Source organism: Streptomyces sp. WAC 01529 (assembly GCF_003945545.1).
GTDB lineage: Bacteria > Actinomycetota > Actinomycetes > Streptomycetales > Streptomycetaceae > Streptomyces > Streptomyces anatolicus.
Map to the genome: position 1 here is coordinate 1433080 of NZ_CP029617.1, position 20585 is coordinate 1453664.

Sequence of the window (20585 nt, forward strand, 5' to 3'; positions counted from 1 at the left end):
CGGGACCCTACAAGGTCAGGTCACATCGTCGAAACCGTTGACGCGGTGGTCGGCGCGGCCGGTGCCCGCCTGCTCGGGCAGGGCCTTGGGCGCGGGGACGGGTTCGATGCCGCCGATGGCCTCGGGGGTGAGGTCGAGGACGGAGGCCTCGTCGTCGTCGAGTTCGGCGTCGGGGTCCTTGCGGCGGCGGCGCCTGTCGTTCAGGAGGGAGATGCCGACGGCCATGAAGTAGAGGACGACGATCGGTCCCGCGAGGGCGATCATGCCCACGGGGTCGGTGGTCGGGGTCGCCACCGCGCCGAAGATGAAGACGCCCATGACGACACCGCGCCACCAGGTCATCATGCGGCGGCCGGTCACCATGCCGGTCATGTTGAGCATCACGAGGAGCAGTGGCAGCTCGAACGAGATGCCGAAGACGAGGACCATCCGGACGGTGAAGTCGAGGATCGTGTCCATCGGCAGGAGGTTCTCGGCGCCGTCGGGCGTGATGCCGAGCAGCACGCGCATGCTGACCGGCAGGATCGTGTACGCCAGCCAGCCACCGCCGAAGAAGAGCGGCACGGCGGCGGCGACGAACCAGTACGTGTACTTGCGCTCGTGCTTGTGCAGGCCCGGTGCGATGAACGCCCACAGCTGGTACAGCCACACCGGGCTGGACACGATGATGCCGACCATGAGGCTGACCTTCACCGTGGTGGTGAAGGGCGACAGGAGGTCGTTGAACGTGACCGTGGCGCAGTGGCCGCCGGTCTCCTTCACGCCGGGCTTGCAGCGCGGCACCGGATCAGCCAGGAACTCCATGAGCTGCTGGCTGTAGAAAGCCGCCACGATCGATACGACCGTGATCGCGAGGAGTCCCTTGGCGAGCCGGTTGCGGAGCTCGCGCAGGTGCTCCGCGAGGGGCATCCGCCCCTCGGGGTCCTTCTCCTTCGTGCGGGCAGACTTGAGCAACCCACGTCCTCATCTCGTGCGGCAGGCCGGCCGTCGCCGGCCTTGGATCAGCGCTTCGTCGTGTCGGTCGGCTCGGTGACCGGGCGCGAGCTGGTCACGTCGCCGGGGGCCGCCTGGATGGTGCGCTGCTGGACGACGGGGTCGCTCGGCGGGTCGGCCGGAGCGGCGGCGTCGTCCTTGCTCTCGGACTTCATCGCCTTGGCCTCGCTCTTGAGGATGCGGGCCGACTTGCCGAGGGAGCGCGCCATGTCGGGCAGCTTCTTGGCTCCGAACAGCAGGACGATGACGACGAGGATGAGAATGATCTCGGTGGGGCCGAGCCTACCCATAGCTGTTTACCTTCTTCACCGAGGCGACAGGAGTCTGGTTGCTTGGCAGACCGGACATACATCCGATCTCCGCGCTGTCAGCGATCGTAACCCCCCGGGGTAAACGCTCGGCAATCCCCGCGCGTACTCCGGGTGCGGCCCCCGCCTCGATCCCGGGCCGCGTTCGCAGCGTACCCGCACGTCTCGGGGAGTTGACAGGTCGCGGAGGCCTCGGAGGCTAAACGGCCTCGCGCCCCGCACGGGCCGCACCGGCCGCGGCTTTCTCCAGGTCTTCCGCGGCCTGGTTGATCCGCCGTGTGGTCTCACTCACCTGACGGCCGAGGCGCTCGGCCTCCACGAAAACCTTGATCGCCATTACGCCGAGGACGGCGAGGCCCAAGAAGCCCGCCGCGATCGCGAGCATCGCCCAGAACATGCGCCGAGCCTAGACGGTCGAGTGCAGACGCAGTGTCCGCACCCCGCCGCCGGTGAGGAGTTCGACGATGCGCTCGCCCGCGGGCTTGCGGACCGCGACCTCGCACTCGGGGCAGGTGAAGGAGTAGAAGGTGGTGCGGGGGCTGGCACCGATCGCCAGGCGCAGCGCCCCCGCGGAGAGCTCGAAGCGGGCGCGGCAGTCGGGGCAGGCGGCCGTGAACAGGACGGGGGCGAGCCGCGGCTGTGCCGGCACTCCCGGCAGTCCGGACATGGTCGGTGTGCTCAACGCCCTTGCTCCTGCCTGTCGTAGGCCTGGTCCTCGTCGTACTGCCCGCCGTACGGCCGGTCGCCGCCGTCCTGGTCGTCGGCATAGGCGGCGAGCGCCTCGCGGGCCGCCTGGCGCGCGCTCTCCGCCAGCTGGACCGGGGAGACGATCCGGCCGTCCCCGCCGAGCCGCAGCGCGAGGCGGCGCAGCGAGGCGGGCTCGGGGGTGCGCAGCGTGATCCGCAGACCGCCGTCGGGCAGCTCCTCCGCGCTGTCGTGGGGGTAGTACTCGGCGACCCAGCGGCCGCCGGGGCCGACCTCGACGACGACCTCGGGGTCCTCGGCGGCGGGCTGCACGAGCCCTTCGGAGAGGTCGCGCAGCTCGACCTGGGGCGGCGCGGACGGCTCGTCGAGGATCTTGATCTCGGCGACGCGGTCGAGACGGAAGGTGCGCCGCGCCTCGGAGCGGCGGCACCACGCCTCTACGTACGTGTGTCCGACGCTCACCAGGCGGATCGGGTCGATCTCGCGCTCGGTGACCTCGTCGCGGGCCGGTGAGTAGTAGCGGATCCAGAGCCTGCGGCGCTCGGAGATGGCCCGGTCGACGTCGGCGAAGACGCCGCCCTCGGACTCGAAGGTCACCGAGAGCCGTGCGCTGGCGCCCGCCGCCTCGCCCGCCGCGGTCTCCAGCTTCGCGGTGGCGCGCAGCAGCGCGAGGCGGTCGCTCTCGCGCAGGCCCGGCAGGGTGGCGACCGCGCGGGCCGCCACGAGCAGGGCGGTCGCCTCGTCGGCGGCGAGCCGCAGCGGGGCCGCCACGTCGTCGGGGTTGTGCCACCAGATGCGGTCGCCGTCGGTGTCGATGTCGAGCAGGTCGCCGCCGCGGAAGCTGGTGCCGCACAGCGGCAGCACGTCGAGGTCGGAGATCAGCTCGTCCGGGGTGATGCCGAAGGCGCGGGCGACGTCCTCGACGTGGGCGCCGGGGCGCTCGCGCAGATAGGTCACCAGCGACAGCATCCGTCGCGTCTGGTCGATGGCGTTCGAGGCCATTGGTCTTCCGTCCCCTCAGCCCTTGGCCACGGCGCGCAGCCGGTCCACGACGTCGGCCCGCAGTTCGGCGGGCTCGATGACCACCACATCGGGCCCGAACTCCACCAGCCAGGCATCGAGACCGTGCCCGTAGGGGATCTCCAACTCGTCCCAGCCGTCGCCCAGTTCCCGCACGGCGGCGGCCTTGGCCCGCAGCGGGTAACCGGCGCCCTTCCGCAGCCGGATCCGGGCCGTGCGGTCGGCGCTCTCCCCCGCCCAGCTCGCCACGGTCTCCCGCACGGTGACGACGTCCGGCACCTCGGCGGTGTACTTCCCCGCGCGGGCGCGGACCTTGCCGGTGATCCGCGAGAGGCGGAAGACGCGCTCGGCGCCCCGGTCGCGGTCCCAGCCCGCGAGGTACCAGTGGCCGCGCCAGCACTCCAGGGCCCAGGGTTCGACGTGGCGCTGCTCGGGGCGCGCGGCGGTGGCCTTGCGGTAGTCGAAGGTGACGGGGCGGCGGTCGCGGCAGGCCAGCATCAGCGGCTCGAAGGACGCCTCGTGCACGGGGATGCGGGGTTCGAGGGCGCTGTGCGCGCCGTACGGGTCGGCGTCCTCGGGCAGGCCGGCGGCGCGCAGCTTCTGCAGGGCGCCGCTGGCGGCTCCGGCGAGGCGGGCCTGCTGCCAGACCTTGGCGGCGAGGCCGAGGGCGGCGGCCTCCTCGGCGTCGATGGTGATGGGCGGCAGGCGGTTGCTGTCGCGCCGCGCGAGGTAGCCGACGTCTCCGTCGAGGTTCTCCACGGTCTCGATGACCAGGCCGAGCTCGCGCAGATCGTCCTTGTCGCGCTCGAACATCCGGTTGAAGGAGTCGTCGGAGCCCGCCGCACCTCCCGACTGGAAGGCCTCGACATACGCCTCGATCGACTCGCGCAGCTCCCGCTTGCTGAGTGGCCGCCGGGTCCCGAGCAGGCACAGCGCCAGGTTCATCAGCCGCTCGGCCTTGGCAATGGCCATCGACGCCCTTTCTCGGCTGTTCAGATTGTGCTTCCGACCGATGACCGTACCGCCCCGGGGTGTCCGGGCAAAAGCCGAGGGCCCATGCCAGACAGACATGGGCCCAAGGCGAAAGGATCAGGTCAAGGACGTCCTCAGACGGAGACCAGGTCGCAGACGAAGATCAGCGTCTCGCCCGGGGCGATGCGGCCGCCACCGGCGCCGCGGTCGCCGTACGCGAGGTTCGCGGGGATGATCAGCTCGCGCCGGCCACCCACCTTCATGCCCTGCACGCCCTGGTCCCAGCCGGCGATGACCTGACCGGCGCCGAGCTGGAACTGCAGCGGGGTGCCGCGGTTCCAGCTCGCGTCGAACTCCTCGCCCGTGCTGAAGGCGACGCCCACGTACTGGACCTTGACGGAGTCGCCCGCCTTGGCGACCGGGCCATCGCCCTCCCAGATGTCCCTGATCTGCAGCTCGGCCGGCGGCTCGCCACCCGGGAAGTCGACCTCGGGCTTCTCAATGCTCACGAATGTGCTCCTGCTTGGTACGGAAAGTCAGCGCGGACAGTCTTACATCCTCCGGGGCTCAGCCCTTGGCGAGGATGTCCACGCTGAAGACGAGCGTGGCGCCCTTCTTGATGGAGCTGCCCTGGGGCGGCTGGTCACCGTAGCCCAGCTTCGGCGGGATGACGACGAGGACGCGGCTGCCGACCTTCTTGCCGGTCAGGCCCTGCGCCCAGCCCTTGACGACCTGCGCGAGCTGGAACTGGGCGGGCTGGCCGCCCTTGTACGAGGAGTCGAACTCCTTGCCGTCCGCCCACTGCACACCCTTGTACTGGCACAGGATGCTGTCGGTCTCCTTGATCACGTCACCGTCGCCCTCCAGGATGTACGAGGAGACGAGCTTGTCCGGCGCGTCGGTCTTCGGGATGTCGACCGAGGGGGCCTTGCCGTCGGTGTTGGTGCCGACCTTGGGCAGGTCCTTGTTGGACTGCGCGATCTCCTTGCCCTTCGACGAGCTCTTGCCGTTGAAGGTGTCCACGAGGTCGACGACGAACACGAGCGTGTCCGAGCCCTTGATGCCCGCCTGCTTGTTGCCCTCTTCGCCGTACCCCATCTTCGGGGGGATGGCCAGCTCCACGCGGCTGCCGAGCTTCTTGCCGACGAGCGCCTGGTCCCAGCCCGGGATGACCCGGCCGACGCCGATCGGGAAGACGGTGGGGTTGCCGCGGTCGTAGGAGTTGTCGAAGACCTTGGCCGTCGCCCAGATCTGGCCGAGGTAGTCGGCCTGCAGGTAGTCGCCCTTGACGACCTCCTTGCCCTTGCCCTCGATCAGCGTCTTGACCGCGAGGTCGGAGGACGCCTTGCCGGGGCCCTTGGCGACGGTGGGCTTCTGGCCGAACTTGTCGCCCTTGGTGATCTCGGGGAGCGGTCCGGCCACGATCTTCGCCGTCGGCGCGGCCGAGGGGGAGTTGGCGGGGCTGTCGCTGGGCTTGGACTTGGCCTTGTCGGCCTTGTCGTCACCACAGCCTGCCAGCGTGAGCAGGCCGGCCGGGACAGCAAGAAGGAGTGAGCGTCGGCGCACGGTGGGGGCCTCGTATCGGTCGATCTTGTGGGTTGGCGTGCGCGCAACTCTACGGCGTGAGAAGGGCGCCGTACGAGGAACGTACGGCGCCCGCGTTGCGTTCCCACAACGCCACCGGCTTCACCCGGGCCACATTTTCATCCGGTCGGATGCCGGTTCGCCCGGTCGGATTCCGGTTCACCGACCGGATTCCCGTTCACCGGTCACATTCCGGCGATGAGCTTCTCCACGCGGTCGTCCACCGACCGGAAGGGGTCCTTGCACAACACCGTGCGCTGCGCCTGGTCGTTGAGCTTGAGGTGCACCCAGTCGACCGTGAAGTCACGGCGCTGCTCCTGGGCGCGCCGGATGAAGTCGCCGCGCAGCCGCGCGCGGGTCGTCTGCGGGGGCACCGACTTGCCCTCGAAGATCTTCAAGTCGTTGCAGATGCGGGCTGCTTGGCCCTTCCTCTCCAGGAGGTAGTACAGGCCACGACGGCGGTGGATGTCGTGGTAGGCGAGGTCTATCTGGGCGACCCGGGGGTGCGACATGGTCATGTTGTTCTTCGCGCGGTACCGCTCGATGAGCTTGTACTTCATGACCCAGTCGATCTCGGTGCCGATGCGGTCGAGGTCCTCGGACTCGATCGCGTCCAGCGTGCGCCCCCAGAGTTCGAGCACCTGCTCGACCGTGCCGGTGCGGATGCCGCGGCGGTCGACGAAGTCCACCGCCTTCTCGTAGTACTCGCGCTGCACTTCGAGGGCGGAGGCCTCGCGGCCGCTGGCCAGGCGCACCTTGCGGCGGCCCGTGATGTCGTGGCTCACCTCGCGGATGGCCCGGATCGGGTTCTCCAGGGTGAGGTCACGCATGACCGTGCCCGCCTCGATCATGCGCAGCACCAGGTCGGTGGCGCCGACCTTGAGCAGCATGGTCGTCTCGGACATGTTCGAGTCGCCGACGATGACGTGGAGCCTGCGGTAGCGCTCGGCGTCCGCGTGCGGCTCGTCGCGGGTGTTGATGATCGGCCGGGAGCGGGTGGTCGCGGACGAGACCCCTTCCCAGATGTGCTCGGCGCGCTGGCTGACGCAGTACACGGCGCCGCGCGGGGTCTGGAGCACCTTGCCGGCGCCGCACAGCAGCTGCCGGGTGACCAGGAACGGGATGAGGATGTCCGCGAGCCGGGAGAACTCTCCATGACGGGCCACCAGATAGTTCTCGTGGCAGCCGTAGGAGTTTCCCGCCGAGTCGGTGTTGTTCTTGAAGAGATAGACGTCGCCCGCGATTCCCTCCTCGTGCAGGCGGCGTTCGGCGTCGACGAGCAGGCCTTCCAGAATGCGCTCGCCTGCTTTGTCGTGGGTGACCAGCTCGGTCACGTTGTCACATTCGGGTGTGGCGTATTCCGGATGTGATCCCACGTCAAGGTAGAGGCGGGCGCCGTTCCGCAGAAAGACGTTGCTGCTGCGGCCCCATGACACAACACGGCGGAAGAGGTAGCGCGCCACCTCGTCAGGCGACAGGCGGCGCTGTCCCCTGAACGTGCACGTGACGCCGTACTCGTTCTCCAGCCCGAAAATGCGGCGGTCCATGACTGAACATTACGCCTGATGCCCGGCACTGAAACCGGGTTCGACGGCACCGTTTCGATCATTTTCCGATGAACCCGCAACGACCCCCGATTCACGGACCGGCACCAATACCCGCGCCGTGGCCAGCAAAACCACCAACGCGGCGGCTCCCGCCAGTCCCGGCACGGCGAACCCCCACACCGTCCCGCCCCACTCGACGACGGGCCCGGTGGCGGCGGTGCCGAGCGAGGCGCCGACGGTGAACGTCGTCACGAGCCAGGAGAACGCCTCGGTGACGGTGCCCCGCGGGGCGTGCCGGTCCACGATGATGAACGCGCAAGCCAGCGCCGGGGCGAGGAAGACCCCCGCGAGAGCGGTGAGCCCCGTCATGGCGAGGGCGTCCGGCACCAGCGTCAACGGCACGTAGCAGACCGCGAGCAGGGCCACCAGGACGGTCAGCCGCCGCTCGGGCACGCCCCGCCACTGCCGCGCCCCGTACACGGAGCCGCCGGCCAGCGCGCCGAGCCCGAGCGCAGCCATCAGCCAGCCGTACACCGCGTCCCCGCCGTGCCCGTCCGCGTACGACACACCGGCGACGGTGATCGAGCCGAGCGCCATGCCGATGAAGAGGAACGCGCCGAGGAGCGCGAGGAGTCCGGGCGAGCGCAGGGCCCCGAGCCAGTGCGCCTCCCGCGGCGCCGAGCGCCACGCGCGTGAAGGCTCGGACACCACTACGGAGAGGGCGCCCAGCACGCCGAGGGCGTTCACCACCAGCAGCGCCGCCTGCTCCGACCAGAGGGCCACGCAGCCCGTGACGAGCAACGGCCCGACGGTGAACATCACTTCCTGGGCGACGGCGTCCATGGCGTAGGCCGCGTGGACCTGCTCCTCCTTGCCGAGGACGCTCGGCCACAGGGCCCGCAGGCCGCCCTCCAGCGGCGGTGTGAACAGACCGGCGGCCGCCACCGTCACATAAGCGAGCGCGAGCAGGTCGGGCCCGGTGAAGGCGAAAGCCGCCATGGCGAGCGCCGAGAGCAGGGCCGCGGGCAGCTGTACGCGCGGCTGGCCGTACAGGTCCACCAGGCGGCCGAGCAGAGGCTGCCCCACCGCGTTGGCCACGCCGTACACCGCGGCGAGCGCGCCCGCCAGGCTGTAGGTGCCGCCCTCGGCCCGGATGAACAGCACGATGGCGATCGCGGCCGTGGCGTTGGGCAGCCGCCCCACCAGCGTCCCGGCCAGCAGCCGGGTCGCGTACCGCGTCCGGAGGATCTCCGCGTATCCCGAAGCCATGCCCTACCGCCCCTCCCCCGCGCCGCCGAGGCCGAGGTTTTACGTATAACGTCGAGCGTCATACGTACCATGAGCGCTGTCAGCTGTCCAAGGGATCACCGCGATCCCGTCCCGCGGGCACGACCAGGGAGGCAACAGTGGCCGGGCCACAGCAGGAAGCCGGGGCCCCTCGCCCCACCAGCCGCGACGTGGCACGTGCCGCGGGCGTCTCGCAGGCCACCGTCTCCCTCGTCCTCGGCGACAAGTGGCGCGGCCGGGTCGCCGAGCCCACCGCCGAGCGCGTCAGGACGGCCGCGCGGCAGCTCGGCTACCGCCCCAACCTCGCCGCCCGCAATCTCCGTCTCGGCAGGACGCGGACCGCCCTGCTCGTCGTCCCCGCGCTCACCAACGAGTTCTTCGCGCACGTCCACACCGGAGCCGCCCGCGTCGCCGCCCGGCACGGCTTCGGCGTCCTGCTCTACCCCTCCCCCGAGGGCGCGGGACCCGCCCGCGACCCCTTCGACTCGGCGCGCGCGTCACTGGACGGCGTGCTCGCCTCCTCCATGGCCTCCGACGCGCTCGCCACCATCCGCGGCGACGACCTGCCCCTGGTCATGCTCGACAGCGACCCCGCCCACAGCCTGGGCGCCACCACCGTCAACCTCGACCTGGCCGACGGGATGCGCCAGGTGACGGAACATCTGCTCGCCCTCGGCCACCGCGACTTCCTGCACCTCGCCGCGGCCGTGGACTCCTGGACCTTCGACGTACGCGCCGACGCCCTCGCCACGGCCCTGCACGGCACCGACACGGCCGTACGCCGCGTTACGGCCCCCCTGACCGTCGCCGCCGCCCGCACCGCCGCGGAGGCCGCCCTGGCCGCTCCCGGGCCCCGCCCCACGGCGGTCATCTGCGACGACGACTTCCTCGCCGCGGGCGTCTGCAAGGCCGCGCGACGGCTCGGGCTGCGCGTCCCCGAGGACCTCTCGGTGACCGGCTTCGACGATCTGACCCTGGCCACCGCGGTCGAACCGGAGCTGACGACCGTGCGCCTGCCCGCCGAGCGCTTCGGCGAGCGCGGCATGGAGACGCTGGTCGCCGTCGTCGAGGGCCGCGCCCCCGACGCCACACCGCTCCCCGTCGAACTCGTCATCCGCGACTCGACGGGCCCCGCCCGCTAGGGCGGTCACCCTCCGCACGCGAACGCCCCGCGTCGCGGCCGGAGGGCCGGGGCGCGGGGCGCGTCCGCAGGGGACTACTCGACGTCACCACCGGACCGCGGCGCGGGCCCGGTGTCCTCATCCGTGTCACTGGCCGCGTCCGTGGCGCCGCCCTCGTCGAGCAGCCGCGACAGCTGACGGCCCACGATCCGCTTGAATTTCCGCTGCTGCGGCCGCGTGCGGTCGAGCACCGCCACCTCCAGGCGCTCGGCGGGGATCTCCCGCTCGGTGCCGTTGGTGTCGCGGGAGAGCGCGCGCACGGCCAGCTTGAGGGCCTCCGCGAGCGTCATGTTGTCGTTGTGGTGCTGATCGAGATAGGTGCTGATCTGCTCGGCGTTGCCGCCCACGGCGAGCGAACCGTGCTCGTCGACGATCGATCCGTCATGCGGCAGGCGGTAGATCTGATCGCCCTCGCGCGTGGCCCCGACCTCGGCGACGACCAGCTCCACCTCGTACGGCTTCTCGGCCGCGCTGGAGAAGATCGTGCCCAGCGTCTGGGCGTACACGTTCGCCAGGCCGCGGGCCGTCACGTCGTCGCGGTCGTACGTATAGCCGCGCAGGTCGGCGTAGCGGACGCCGCCGATGCGGAGGTTCTCGTACTCGTTGTACTTGCCGGCGGCCGCGAAACCGATCCGGTCATAGATCTCGCTGAACTTGTGCAGCGCACGGGACGGGTTCTCGCCGACGAACACGATGCCGTCGGCATACTGCAGGACGACCAGACTGCGGCCGCGCGCGATGCCCTTGCGGGCGTATTCCGCCCGGTCGGCCATCTGCTGCTGGGGTGATACATAGAACGGCGTCGACACCGGATCCGTCCCTTTCTGTCAAAAAACTTCAGTCAGTGGCGAATGCGGAGCGATCAGAGCAGCGCGGCACGCGGGCCGTCCGGCTGTTCCAGCCGCTTCTCCAGGATCGAACGCGCGATCACGGAGGATTCCTCGTCGGTCAGCCGCCGGAATCCCTCGTCGGAGATGACGGTGACGATGGGGTAGATCCGGCGGGCCACGTCGGGGCCGCCCGTCGCCGAGTCGTCGTCGGCGGCGTCGTACAGCGCCTGGACCACCAGCGTCGTCGCCTGCTCCTCGGTCAGAGCGTCGTGGTACAGCTTCTTCATCGCGCCCCGCGCGAAGACCGACCCGGAGCCGGTGGCCGCGAAGCCGTGCTCCTCGGAGCGGCCGCCCGTGACGTCGTAGGAGAAGATGCGCCCCTTCTCGCGGTCCACGTCATAGCCCGCGAAGAGCGGCACCACGGCAAGGCCCTGCATGGCCATGCCGAGGTTGCTGCGGATCATCGTGGAGAGACGGTTCGCCTTGCCCTCCAGGGAGAGCGTGGCGCCCTCCACCTTCTCGAAGTGCTCCAGCTCCAGCTGGAAGAGCTTCACCATCTCCACGGCGAGACCCGCCGTACCGGCGATGCCCACCGCGGAGTACTCGTCCGCCGGGAAGACCTTCTCGATGTCCCGCTGCGCGATGACGTTCCCCATCGTCGCCCGGCGGTCACCGGCGAGCACCACGCCGCCGGGGAACGTCACGGCCACGATGGTCGTGCCGTGCGGAGCCTCGATCACACCCTGCGTGGGCGGCAGTTGGCGATTGCCGGGCAGGATGTCGGGCTGGTGCTCGGAGAGGAAATCCATGAAGGACGACGACCCAGGGGTCAGGAAGGCAGCCGGCAGACGCCCGGTGCTACGAGTGTTGGCTTCCACGCGTTTCCTTCCACGTATGCGGCGGCTCGCCTCATGGCGTCCGGCCGATCCTTGAACTGCCCCAGTGCCGCGTCGCAGCTGAAGCACAGTACGCCTCGGACCCTACCCGCCTCGTGGCGGTGATCCACATGTGCCGCCGGAACGGCCAAGCGGACGCGGCCGCCGCCGACTTGGGCAGCGCCATCCGGAGCGCGACGGTCGCCCTTCGGAAGCCGTCCGGCATGGCCGCCTTGCGGGCGAACTCTGCTCGCGGCCGGAGTTCCCGACACCGCGAGCAGCGCTTCGACTCATGAGAGCAGGAGACCCAACCTCCACCCTCACCCTTCGTTTCGAAGGAAAAGTCCGTCACTCGCCACCCTTTTGCACGAAGGAACGCACGAAGTCCTCTGCGTTCTCCTCCAGGACGTCGTCGATCTCGTCCAGCACGGAGTCCACGTCGTCGCTCAGCTTCTCCTGGCGCTCCTTGAGGTCCTCCGAAGCCTGCGCGTCCTGAGTCTGCTCCTCGGCCTCCTCGGTGGAACGCGTGGCCTTCTGCTGCCCGCCGCCGGTGTCCTTGGTCGCCATCTACCTCACCCCGCTCGCTCGGTTAGACGTTCTTGATCAGACCCTACAAGCAGGGTCCGACATCGGCCCCGCACTTCCCTCAACGTGCGGGACCCACCTCTGTGATTCCCCCGCCGGTGACCTTTCAGCCGCCGGAGAGCACCCGAACCAGTTCCTCCGCCGAGCGGCAGCGGTCCAGGAGCTCCTTGACGTGGTTCCTGGTGCCGCGCAGGGGCTCCAGGGTCGGGACGCGCTGCAGGGAGTCACGGCCCGGCAGGTCGAAGATGACCGAGTCCCAGGAGGCCGCGGCCACGTCGTCCGCGTACTGCTCCAGGCAGCGGCCCCGGAAGTAGGCCCGGGTGTCCTCGGGAGGCTTGGTGGTGGCCCGCTCCACGTCCGCCTCGTCCAGGAGCCGCTTCATCTTGCCGCGCGCCACCAGACGGTTGTACAGGCCCTTCTCGGCCCGTACGTCGGCGTACTGGAGGTCGACCAGGTGCAGCCGCGCGGCGTCCCAGTCCAGGCTGTCGCGGCGGCGGTAGCCCTCCATCAGCTCCCGCTTGGCGACCCAGTCGAGCTCTCCGGAAAGGCTCATCGGGTCGCTCTCCAGCCGCCCGAGCACGTCCTCCCAGCGGGCGAGGACGTCCTTGGTCTGCTCGTCGGCGTCGGAGCCGTACCGCTCCTCGACGTACTTGCGGGCGAGTTCGAAGTACTCCATCTGAAGCTGCACAGCCGTCAGTGAGCGGCCGCTGCGGAGCGTGACCAGATGCTGGAGCGTCGGGTCGTGGGAGACCTGGTGCAGGGTGCGCACCGGCTGGTCCACCGCGAGGTCCACGGCGATGAAGCCGTCCTCGATCATGGCGAGCACGAGCGAGGTGGTGCCCAGCTTGAGGTAGGTGGAGATCTCCGAGAGGTTCGCGTCACCGATGATGACGTGCAGCCTGCGGTACTTCTCCGCGTCCGAGTGCGGTTCGTCCCGGGTGTTGATGATGGGGCGCTTCAGGGTCGTCTCCAGACCCACCTCGACCTCGAAGTAGTCCGCGCGCTGGCTGAGCTGGAAGCCGTGCTCGTGGCCGTCCTGCCCGATGCCGACGCGGCCCGCGCCGGTGACGACCTGGCGGGAGACGAAGAAAGGCGTGAGGTGGCGCACGATGTCCGAGAAGGGGGTCTCCCGCTTCATCAGGTAGTTCTCGTGCGTGCCGTACGAGGCGCCCTTGTTGTCGGTGTTGTTCTTGTACAGGTGGATCGGCTGGGCCCCGGGGAGCTGCGCCGCGCGGTCGGCCGCCTCGGCCATGATGCGCTCTCCGGCCTTGTCCCACAGGACGGCGTCCAGGGGGTTGGTGATCTCCGGCGAGCTGTACTCGGGGTGTGCGTGGTCGACGTAGAGCCGTGCGCCGTTGGTCAGGATGACGTTGGCGAGGCCGATGTCCTCGTCGGTCAGCTGGCTGGAGTCGGCGGCCTCGCGGGCGAGGTCGAATCCCCGTGCGTCCCGCAGCGGGTTCTCCTCCTCGAAGTCCCAGCGGGCGCGTCGCGCCCGGTGCATCGCCGCGGCATAGGCGTTGACGATCTGGGACGAGGTGAGCATGGCATTGGCGTTCGGGTGGCCGGGGACGGAGATGCCGTACTCCGTCTCGATGCCCATTACTCGCCGTACGGTCATGCGGCCCTCCTTGCCCGGCGGCGCTCCCCTTCGGGAACGGCGCTCAAGTACCGCTGGTTCTCCGGTGCGTGTGCGGTGCCCGTCCCCGCACTGCGCGACTCGGCGGTACCGAAGAGCCTAGAACGCCTTTGCGCTGGTGGGGAGATCATTGCCTTCATTGAAAAGCAGACGGCTGCGGGTACCCATGAAGGACACCCGCAGCCGCCCCGCGTTACTACAGGTACTGACCGGTGTTGGCCACCGTGTCGATGGAGCGTCCGGTGTCCGCGCCCTGCTTTCCGGTGACGAGCGTGCGGATGTATACGATCCGCTCGCCCTTCTTTCCGGAGATCCGGGCCCAGTCGTCCGGGTTGGTGGTGTTGGGCAGGTCCTCGTTCTCCTTGAACTCGTCGATGCAAGCCTGGAGGAGGTGGGAGACCCTGATGCCCTTCTGGTTCGCTTCGAGGAAGGCCTTGATGGCCATCTTCTTGGCGCGGCCCACGATGTTCTCGATCATGGCGCCGGAGTTGAAGTCCTTGAAGTACAGGACCTCCTTGTCGCCATTGGCGTACGTCACCTCGAGGAAGCGGTTCTCCTCGGATTCGGCGTACATCTGCTCGACGACGGACTGGATCATGCCCTGGACCGTGCTGCGCCGGTCGGCGCTGTGCTCGGCCAGGTCGTCGGCGTGCAGCGGGAGCCGTTCGGTGAGGTACTTGGCGAAGATGTCCTTCGCCGCCTCGGCGTCCGGACGCTCGATCTTGATCTTCACGTCGAGGCGTCCGGGGCGCAGGATCGCGGGGTCGATCATGTCCTCGCGGTTGGAGGCGCCGATGACGATGACGTTCTCCAGCCCTTCCACGCCGTCGATCTCGGCGAGCAGCTGGGGGACGATGGTGTTCTCCACGTCCGAGCTGACACCGGATCCGCGGGTGCGGAAGAGGGATTCCATCTCGTCGAAGAAGACGATGACGGGGGTGCCCTCGCTCGCCTTCTCCCGGGCACGCTGGAAGACCAGGCGGATGTGGCGCTCGGTCTCGCCGACGTACTTGTTGAGGAGTTCGGGGCCCTTGATGTTGAGGAAGTAGCTCTTCCCCGCGGGCTGCCCGGTGACCTCGGCGACCTTCTTGGCAAGGGAGTTGGCGACGGCTTTGGCGATCAGCGTCTTTCCGCAGCCGGGGGGCCCGTACAGCAGGACGCCCTTGGGCGGCCGCAGTTCGTGCTCCTTGAAGAGGTCGGGGTAGAGGTACGGAAGCTCGACGGCGTCCCGGATCATCTCGATCTGGCCGCCGAGACCGCCGATCTTCTCGTAGCTGATGTCGGGGACTTCTTCGAGGACCAGTTCCTCGACCTCGCTCTTGGGCACGACCTCGTAGACGTAGCCGGAGCGGGGTTCGAGCAGGAGGGCGTCGCCGGGGCGGATCGTGACGTCGAGGAGTGGTTCGGCGAGCCGCACCACCCGTTCTTCGTCGGTGTGCCCGACCACCAGGGCTCGGTCGCCGTCCTCGAGGATCTCCTTGAGGGTGACGATGTCGCCGACGCTCTCGTACTCCATGGCCTCGACCACGTTGAGCGCTTCGTTGAGCATTACTTCCTGGCCGCGCTTGAGCTCTTCGAGCTCCACGCTGGGGCTGACGTTCACCCGGAGCTTTCGGCCGCCGGTGAAGATGTCCGCCGTGCCGTCCTCGTTCGCCACGAGGAAGACTCCGAAGCCGGCCGGCGGCTGTGCGAGCCGGTCGACTTCCTCCTTGAGGGCCACGATCTGGTCTCGGGCCTCGCGGAGCGTGTTGGCGAGCCGCTCGTTCTGCGCGGACACGCCGGCCAGGTTGGTCTGCAGCTCGACGATCCGCTCTTCGAGAATCCTCGTATGACGCGGAGAGTCGGCGAGCTTGCGTCGCAGGACGGCGATTTCCTGCTCGAGATAGGCAACCTGACCGGCGGGGTCCTCAGACCCTCTGCCCGGCCGGATGCCGCGGTTGATGTCGTCGTCGTGGGCTGCCACGGTCCTCACCTCCTCCAAGGGGAGCTGGACGCTTCCAGACCCTACCTGGGTGGGTGTCGATTGAAACCCCTAGATCACAAAGACGAGGGGGTGTGTCCGATCTTCACCCTTGCGCTCTCCCTCACACCAGCTCATTACCCACCCAACAACATCGGAAAGCGGGCGGTTGTATCGTCGAAGTGTTCAACACCCGTCAGAGCTGGCCGGACTTACCGATTGGTCAGGCCGCTCGACGCAGCGACCGGCAGGAGAGATGACCGTGCGGCACGACGCCGAGACCGGCAGTGAGGGCAGCGGCTGCGACGATCTGCTGGAGGTCTGGATCGACCAGGACCTCTGCACAGGAGACGGCATCTGCGCGCAGTACGCGCCCGAGGTCTTCGAGCTGGACATCGACGGCCTTGCCTATGTGAAGAGCGGCGACGACGAGTTGCTCCAGGCCCCAGGGGCCACGACGCCCGTGCCCCTGCCGCTCCTTCGCGATGTCGCGGACTCCGCGAAGGAGTGTCCGGGCGACTGCATCCACGTACGTCGGGTTTCGGACAGGGTCGAGGTGTACGGCCCCGACGCTCAGTGAGTCAGCGGCCTCCGTCGCCTCATACGCTCCGCGCCTCGGCGGGGGTCGTCCGCGCGAACGCGCCGTCCTTCCATCGCCACTTGGCGGCGTCCTCGCGGTCGGGGCAGCACCGGGGGACGGCGAGCGAGGAGTAGCCGAGGAGGGTCGCGGTGACCGCGCCGTCACCCACGGCGAAGTCGGTCACGGTCAGCCGGTCCTTCGGGTCGACGAGGGTGGCCACCACGCGTGGCTCGCCCGCCTCGGGGCGGGTGACCACATAGACGCCGTCGGGCGGGGTGCCCGAGCCGGCCCGGCAGTGCACGACGGCGACGGTCTCGGGCCTTTCGTCGCCGTCGAGGTCGCCGGTGGCCTTCTTCTCCACCACGGGCTTCACCGTGCCGCAGTCGAGGGGGAAGTCCACGGCGGCGGCGTCGGGCGCCGCGGCCGGTGCGGGCGCGCCCGCGGCGGCTCTGCTGTGCGTCTTGGGTCCGGTCTGGGCGGCGGTCGCGGGGTCCGGCTGCAGGAAGGCGGAGCCCGCGACGACTGCGGCCAGCGCGGCGGCGGTGGCCAGCCAGTGGACGGGGCGGGCGAGGGTGTGCGCCAGTTCCGGGACGGCGGGGTGCTGCACGAGGAGTGTCTCCTGTGAGGGCTGTGCCGGTGGGGTGGCCAGCATCGTGCCATAGGTCACAGAGAGGTGGAACACCGGGGTACGTGGGTACTCGCAGCTCTTTTGGTACGCGGCTGGTGCCCTGTCAACGAAACGGCGCCGCCGCCGAGTTCCCTGGTCGGTCAGGGAACTCGGCGGCGGCGCCTGCTCATTGGACGGGGCCCCTCGCGCGGGTCAGCGCGGGGTGCCGCCGTCGGCGTTCGGGCCGGAGTAGTCCTCGCCGTAGGCGCCCTTGGCGGGGCGGCGGCGGCGCATGGGCGGCTCGACGCCGTCCGCGAGGCGGCGGGCGGTGAGCAGGAAGCCGGTGTGGCCGATCATGCGGTGGTCGGGGCGGACGGCGAGGCCCTCGATGTGCCAGTTGCGGATCATCGATTCCCAGGCGGTCGGCTCGTTGAAGCCGCCGATCTCACGGATGGACTCGACGGTCCTGGCGAGCTGGGTGGTGGTCGCCACGTAGCAGCAGAGGATGCCGCCGGGGACGAGCGCCTTGGAGACGGCCTCCAGGCACTCCCAGGGGGCGAGCATGTCGAGGATGACGCGGTCGACCTCGGTGTCGCTGAGGTTGTCCTGGAGGTCGCCGACGGTGAGCTGCCAGGCGGGGTGGGGGCCGCCGAAGTAGCGCTCCACGTTCTGCTGGGCGATCTCGGCGAAGTCCTCGCGGCGCTCGTAGGAGTGCAGCATTCCCTGGTCGCCGATGGCGCGCAGCAGGAAGCTGCTGAGCGAGCCGGAGCCCACGCCCGCCTCGACGACGCGTGCGCCGGGGAAGATGTCGGCGAAGGCCAGGATCTGCCCCGCGTCCTTGGGGTAGACCACGGCGGCGCCGCGGGGCATGGACAGGACGTAGTCGGGGAGCAGGGGGCGCAGCGCCAGGTAGGCGACGTTTCCCGTGGTTCGGACAACACTGCCCTCGGGAGCGCCGATCAGCTCGTCGTGGGGGAAGGAACCCTTGTGGGTGTGGAAATTCTTCCCGGCCTCGAGCGTGAACGTGTAGTGGCGTCCCTTGGGGTCGGTGAGCTGGACCTGGTCCCCGACCTTGAAGGGCCCGCGACGGCGGGCGGCACCGGTCGGTTCGGACATGTGACCAGACTACCGGCCGCGGCGGGGCCCTCGGACCACCGCTTCACGAGCGGGCTCGAATATGCGTTCGTATGCGTTTCGAGGGTGTGCGATCGGTTTCGAGGGTGTGCGGTCAGTGGGGAACGCCGTACGCCCCGCGCGCCGCCGCCGCGTGGGCGGTGAACCGCGGATCCCTGGCCAGGCTCATGGCCCCCAGCACCGACGCGAACTGCGCGCCGGTCCGCGGGCCGACCACGATCCGTTGCAGCGAGGGGTCGGTGAGGCACCAGGCGAGCGCGCACTCGGCCGGCGGACGGGAGGAGAAGGGGGACGGGAGCGACGCGGCGAAGCCTCGGGCGCCGGCCGCCAGCGCCGAGCGGGCCTGCCGCGGCAGCCGGGAACGCCAGTCGTCGGCGGCGAAACGGGTGTCGGGGCCGTACCGTCCGGCGAGGAAACCGTAGGCGAGCGGCTGCATGCCCCAGACTTCCCAGCCTCGTCGGCGGGCGTGCGCCGCGGCGGGGACGGCGACCGTCCGGTTCACCGCGTGATGTTCCATCTGGACGACGGGGCTCGCGGCGTGCGGCTGCACCTGCGCCCCTGCCCGCGCGTCCAGCTCCGCCGGCTCCGGCAGATACGGCACCAGGTCGAGCCGGTGCGTGGCCACGCCGACTCTGGTCCCCGGCAACGCGGAGGCCAGCTCGCCGAGCACCTCGGCCAGCACACCGTCCCGGAAGGCTTCCTCCGGCGGGTCCTTGACCAGGACGGCGGCGGGCGGACCGACCAGTTCCGCCCCGGCGTCGATCTCCCTGCGCAGGGAGCCGACGCGCAGATCGCTGCGCGGGCCGCCGGGGCCGTGCGGGCGGCCCGGCTTCATCACCACCCGGAACGCGGCGCCGCGGCTGCGCTGCCACGCGGCGAGCCGGACGAGGCCGGAGCCCGCGCCATAGCCCGGTGCGGTGTCGACCCAGCGCACCCCCGCCCGGTAGGCGGCGTCCAGCACCTCGTCGAAGCAGTGGCTCGGCCTGCCCGGGTAGCCCGCGGGGCCGTCCGCCGCTTCCACCGGGCCGCTGAGGCCCCAGGTGCCGAGCACGATCCGCTCCTCGACGCACTCCTCTACCTGTACGTGCCGGTCGGCCGTCGGCTCACCGGCGGGCATCGATCAGCTCACGCTGAGTCCAGTAGCGGGGTTCGCCCTCCTTGCGTTGCAGCAACATCAGGAGGAGCGACTGCGGCAGCCGGAGTTCCGTGCGGACCTGTTCCGTGCGTTCCCTCGCCCACGCCATCGCCTCCTCGGCGGGCAGCTCGGGCTCCCGCTCGACCAGGTCGAGCGACTCGTCGACGATGCGTACGAACTTGTCGTTGACCGTCGCCTCGAACGCGTCCAAGGCCCTCGCGACCTCCGGATCCCGCCCGGGCACGACGCGTCGCCACTCGTAGGTGATGGCCGACTGGAGGGTCGCGATGATGTTCATGTACTCGCGGAACGCGTCCGCCGCCAGCTCCGCCACTCTGCGTACGGTGTGGACGCGCGGGTCGCGGTAGCGCATCGTCATCCGGGTGCCGTGGTCGTCGACCACTCCGGCGCGGTTCATGACCCGGGTGATGGGTGCGCCGAAGTGCGGGTCGACCGCGCTGTTCACGGTCACCGGTTTGCATTCGCCGATGGAGCGCAGGAACTCCATGTTGCGGCGCAACTGCCGGATGGACGAGTCGTAGTGGAACATCATGAAGCCGGGCTGGAAGGAGAGTCCCAGCTTCTTCACCAGCCGGACGGCCTGCGCGTTCTGGTCGGCCGACTGGCCCTTTCCGTAGAGCTTCAAGTCCTCGTCGACCCCGGACTCCAGGCCGATGAAGCAGTGCTGGAGGCCGCCCTCCATCAGGCGGGTGAGCACCGACTCCCGCGCGTTCTCGGCGCGGAAGGAGATGGTGAGACCGGCCGGCGCCCCGGCCCGGGAGAGCCGGTCCCCGAACTCCACCGCACGCTCGAACCCGACCTCGGATCCGCCGAAGAACTCGTCGTCGACGATGAGCAGTTCCAGCAGACCGAACCGTTCGTGCAGGTCCAGGACCTCGTCGGCCATGCTGTCGGCGGGCCGGCCGAGCCAGTCGCCGGAGGCCAGGCCCTTCCCGCCGCGCTCCAGGCCGTAGAACCTCGGGATGCTGCAGAAGTTGCAGCGGGCGTAGCAGCCGCGGCTGGTGGACATGGCGGCGAGGCCGTCGTTGTCGATGACCGCCTGGGTCAGGTCGCGGGCCGGGTTGCCGAGCAGGTCGACGTCGGTCACCCGCTGCACGCCTCTGCGGACGACGCCGCTGCCGCCGCGGGTGACCACCCCGGCCGTGGCCGTCCAGTCCGCCCCGTTCGCGATCGCGTCGGCGATGTCGGCGAGGGCCAGCTCGCCCTCGCCGCACACCACCGCGTCGACCACCGGCGCACTGGCCAGGATCCGGTCGGGGTAGAAGGAGACCGCGTGCCCGCCGACCACGATCGGCCCGGAGAACCCGCTTTCGCGCAGAAGCAGCGATATCTGCTCCACTTGCTCCGGAAAATGATTGAGCACCACGGTGAAGCCGACAATGTCGGGTTTGCTTTGGATTATCTCGTCCGCCGTTTTCTGCACGGACCAGTCGTAAAGCATGCCGTCGATCAGAACGGCCTCGTGGTGACGGGCCCGCAGGCCCGCCGCGAGATAGCCGAGAGCCAGGCATTCGACCGGCTTCGAGAACTTGTGGAGCACATCCACGGGTGGTCGGACCAGAGCAGCAGTCACGGACATAAACGCTCCCGTTGATCGCGGAAATATTGCGAGAATGCTGTGATGC

General features: G+C 69.7%; 22 protein-coding genes. 2 read left to right on the forward strand and 20 right to left on the reverse strand.

All coding sequences use genetic code 11. From position 1 onward, the window contains the following. Nucleotides 1–15: 15 nt before the first annotated feature. The 10 genes from tatC to DMA15_RS06510 all read right to left on the reverse strand — a co-directional run bounded on the left by tatC (nt 16) and on the right by DMA15_RS06510 (nt 8398). Complete coding sequence (tatC, locus tag DMA15_RS06465) at nt 16–909, reverse strand: twin-arginine translocase subunit TatC (RefSeq protein WP_125517358.1); 894 nt, start codon at nt 907–909, stop codon at nt 16–18. A 92-nt stretch (nt 910–1001) separates the two neighbouring features. Continuing rightward, complete coding sequence (gene tatA / locus DMA15_RS06470; RefSeq protein ID WP_125511693.1) at nt 1002–1283, reverse strand: Sec-independent protein translocase subunit TatA; 282 nt, start codon at nt 1281–1283, stop codon at nt 1002–1004. Nucleotides 1284–1500: 217 nt separating this feature from the next. After that, nucleotides 1501–1698: a hypothetical protein gene (locus DMA15_RS06475; protein ID WP_125511694.1), complete on the reverse strand. Its 198-nt coding sequence runs from the start codon at nt 1696–1698 to the stop codon at nt 1501–1503. 9 nt (nt 1699–1707) lie between these two features. Beyond that, entirely contained in the window at nt 1708–1968 is a 261-nt protein-coding gene (locus tag DMA15_RS06480; RefSeq protein WP_125517360.1) for a hypothetical protein, read from the reverse strand. Nucleotides 1969–1979: 11 nt separating this feature from the next. Further along, complete coding sequence (locus DMA15_RS06485; protein ID WP_125511695.1) at nt 1980–3008, reverse strand: WYL domain-containing protein; 1029 nt, start codon at nt 3006–3008, stop codon at nt 1980–1982. A 15-nt stretch (nt 3009–3023) separates the two neighbouring features. Next, the gene (locus DMA15_RS06490) at nt 3024–3998 is read right to left on the reverse strand and encodes a WYL domain-containing protein (protein ID WP_125511696.1); all 975 of its coding nucleotides are present in this window, start codon (nt 3996–3998) and stop codon (nt 3024–3026) included. A 134-nt stretch (nt 3999–4132) separates the two neighbouring features. Beyond that, entirely contained in the window at nt 4133–4507 is a 375-nt protein-coding gene (locus DMA15_RS06495; RefSeq protein ID WP_125511697.1) for an FKBP-type peptidyl-prolyl cis-trans isomerase, read from the reverse strand. Between the two features lie 58 nt (nt 4508–4565). Continuing rightward, nucleotides 4566–5564 (reverse strand): FKBP-type peptidyl-prolyl cis-trans isomerase, encoded by a 999-nt coding sequence (locus tag DMA15_RS06500; protein ID WP_125511698.1) that lies wholly within the window; start codon nt 5562–5564, stop codon nt 4566–4568. Nucleotides 5565–5767: 203 nt separating this feature from the next. Next, the gene (pafA, locus tag DMA15_RS06505; RefSeq protein WP_030782913.1) at nt 5768–7129 is read right to left on the reverse strand and encodes a Pup--protein ligase; all 1362 of its coding nucleotides are present in this window, start codon (nt 7127–7129) and stop codon (nt 5768–5770) included. A 9-nt stretch (nt 7130–7138) separates the two neighbouring features. Next, nucleotides 7139–8398, reverse strand: a complete 1260-nt coding sequence (locus tag DMA15_RS06510) for an MFS transporter (protein WP_125511699.1) — start codon at nt 8396–8398, stop codon at nt 7139–7141. Between the two features lie 137 nt (nt 8399–8535). On the opposite strand from DMA15_RS06510, the gene DMA15_RS06515 reads away from it, so the two are divergent. After that, nucleotides 8536–9558, forward strand: a complete 1023-nt coding sequence (locus tag DMA15_RS06515; protein ID WP_125511700.1) for a LacI family DNA-binding transcriptional regulator — start codon at nt 8536–8538, stop codon at nt 9556–9558. Nucleotides 9559–9632: 74 nt separating this feature from the next. On the opposite strand, the gene prcA is transcribed toward DMA15_RS06515, so the two are convergent. From prcA to arc, 6 genes are all read right to left on the reverse strand, one after another. Beyond that, complete coding sequence (prcA, locus tag DMA15_RS06520; RefSeq protein ID WP_125511701.1) at nt 9633–10406, reverse strand: proteasome subunit alpha; 774 nt, start codon at nt 10404–10406, stop codon at nt 9633–9635. 53 nt (nt 10407–10459) lie between these two features. Further along, the gene (gene prcB / locus DMA15_RS06525) at nt 10460–11305 is read right to left on the reverse strand and encodes a proteasome subunit beta (protein ID WP_125511702.1); all 846 of its coding nucleotides are present in this window, start codon (nt 11303–11305) and stop codon (nt 10460–10462) included. Further along, the gene (locus DMA15_RS38115) at nt 11257–11574 is read right to left on the reverse strand and encodes an endonuclease domain-containing protein (protein ID WP_346428904.1); all 318 of its coding nucleotides are present in this window, start codon (nt 11572–11574) and stop codon (nt 11257–11259) included. Before DMA15_RS38115 ends, prcB begins: the two co-directional genes overlap by 49 nt. Before the next feature lie 76 nt (nt 11575–11650). Then, complete coding sequence (locus DMA15_RS06535; protein ID WP_121404181.1) at nt 11651–11869, reverse strand: ubiquitin-like protein Pup; 219 nt, start codon at nt 11867–11869, stop codon at nt 11651–11653. 124 nt (nt 11870–11993) lie between these two features. Further along, on the reverse strand, nt 11994–13505 hold the full coding sequence (gene dop / locus DMA15_RS06540; protein WP_125511703.1) for a depupylase/deamidase Dop: 1512 nt from the start codon (nt 13503–13505) through the stop codon (nt 11994–11996). Nucleotides 13506–13719: 214 nt separating this feature from the next. Beyond that, the gene (gene arc / locus DMA15_RS06545; RefSeq protein ID WP_125511704.1) at nt 13720–15486 is read right to left on the reverse strand and encodes a proteasome ATPase; all 1767 of its coding nucleotides are present in this window, start codon (nt 15484–15486) and stop codon (nt 13720–13722) included. A gap of 253 nt (nt 15487–15739) precedes the next feature. Here arc and DMA15_RS06555 point away from each other — a divergent pair, with 253 nt between their 5' ends. Beyond that, nucleotides 15740–16063 (forward strand): ferredoxin, encoded by a 324-nt coding sequence (locus DMA15_RS06555; RefSeq protein WP_125511705.1) that lies wholly within the window; start codon nt 15740–15742, stop codon nt 16061–16063. Nucleotides 16064–16082: 19 nt separating this feature from the next. Here the strand turns inward: DMA15_RS06555 and DMA15_RS06560 are convergent, their stop codons facing one another. The 4 genes from DMA15_RS06560 to DMA15_RS06575 form a co-directional block, all read right to left on the reverse strand. Continuing rightward, complete coding sequence (locus DMA15_RS06560) at nt 16083–16670, reverse strand: hypothetical protein (protein ID WP_125511706.1); 588 nt, start codon at nt 16668–16670, stop codon at nt 16083–16085. A 213-nt stretch (nt 16671–16883) separates the two neighbouring features. Then, on the reverse strand, nt 16884–17786 hold the full coding sequence (locus tag DMA15_RS06565) for a tRNA (adenine-N1)-methyltransferase (protein ID WP_125511707.1): 903 nt from the start codon (nt 17784–17786) through the stop codon (nt 16884–16886). A 112-nt stretch (nt 17787–17898) separates the two neighbouring features. Further along, the gene (locus DMA15_RS06570; protein ID WP_125511708.1) at nt 17899–18921 is read right to left on the reverse strand and encodes an aldo/keto reductase; all 1023 of its coding nucleotides are present in this window, start codon (nt 18919–18921) and stop codon (nt 17899–17901) included. Beyond that, complete coding sequence (locus DMA15_RS06575) at nt 18908–20533, reverse strand: radical SAM protein (protein ID WP_164551697.1); 1626 nt, start codon at nt 20531–20533, stop codon at nt 18908–18910. The genes DMA15_RS06570 and DMA15_RS06575 overlap by 14 nt, the downstream gene beginning before the upstream one ends. Between the last annotated feature and the right edge of the window lie 52 nt (nt 20534–20585).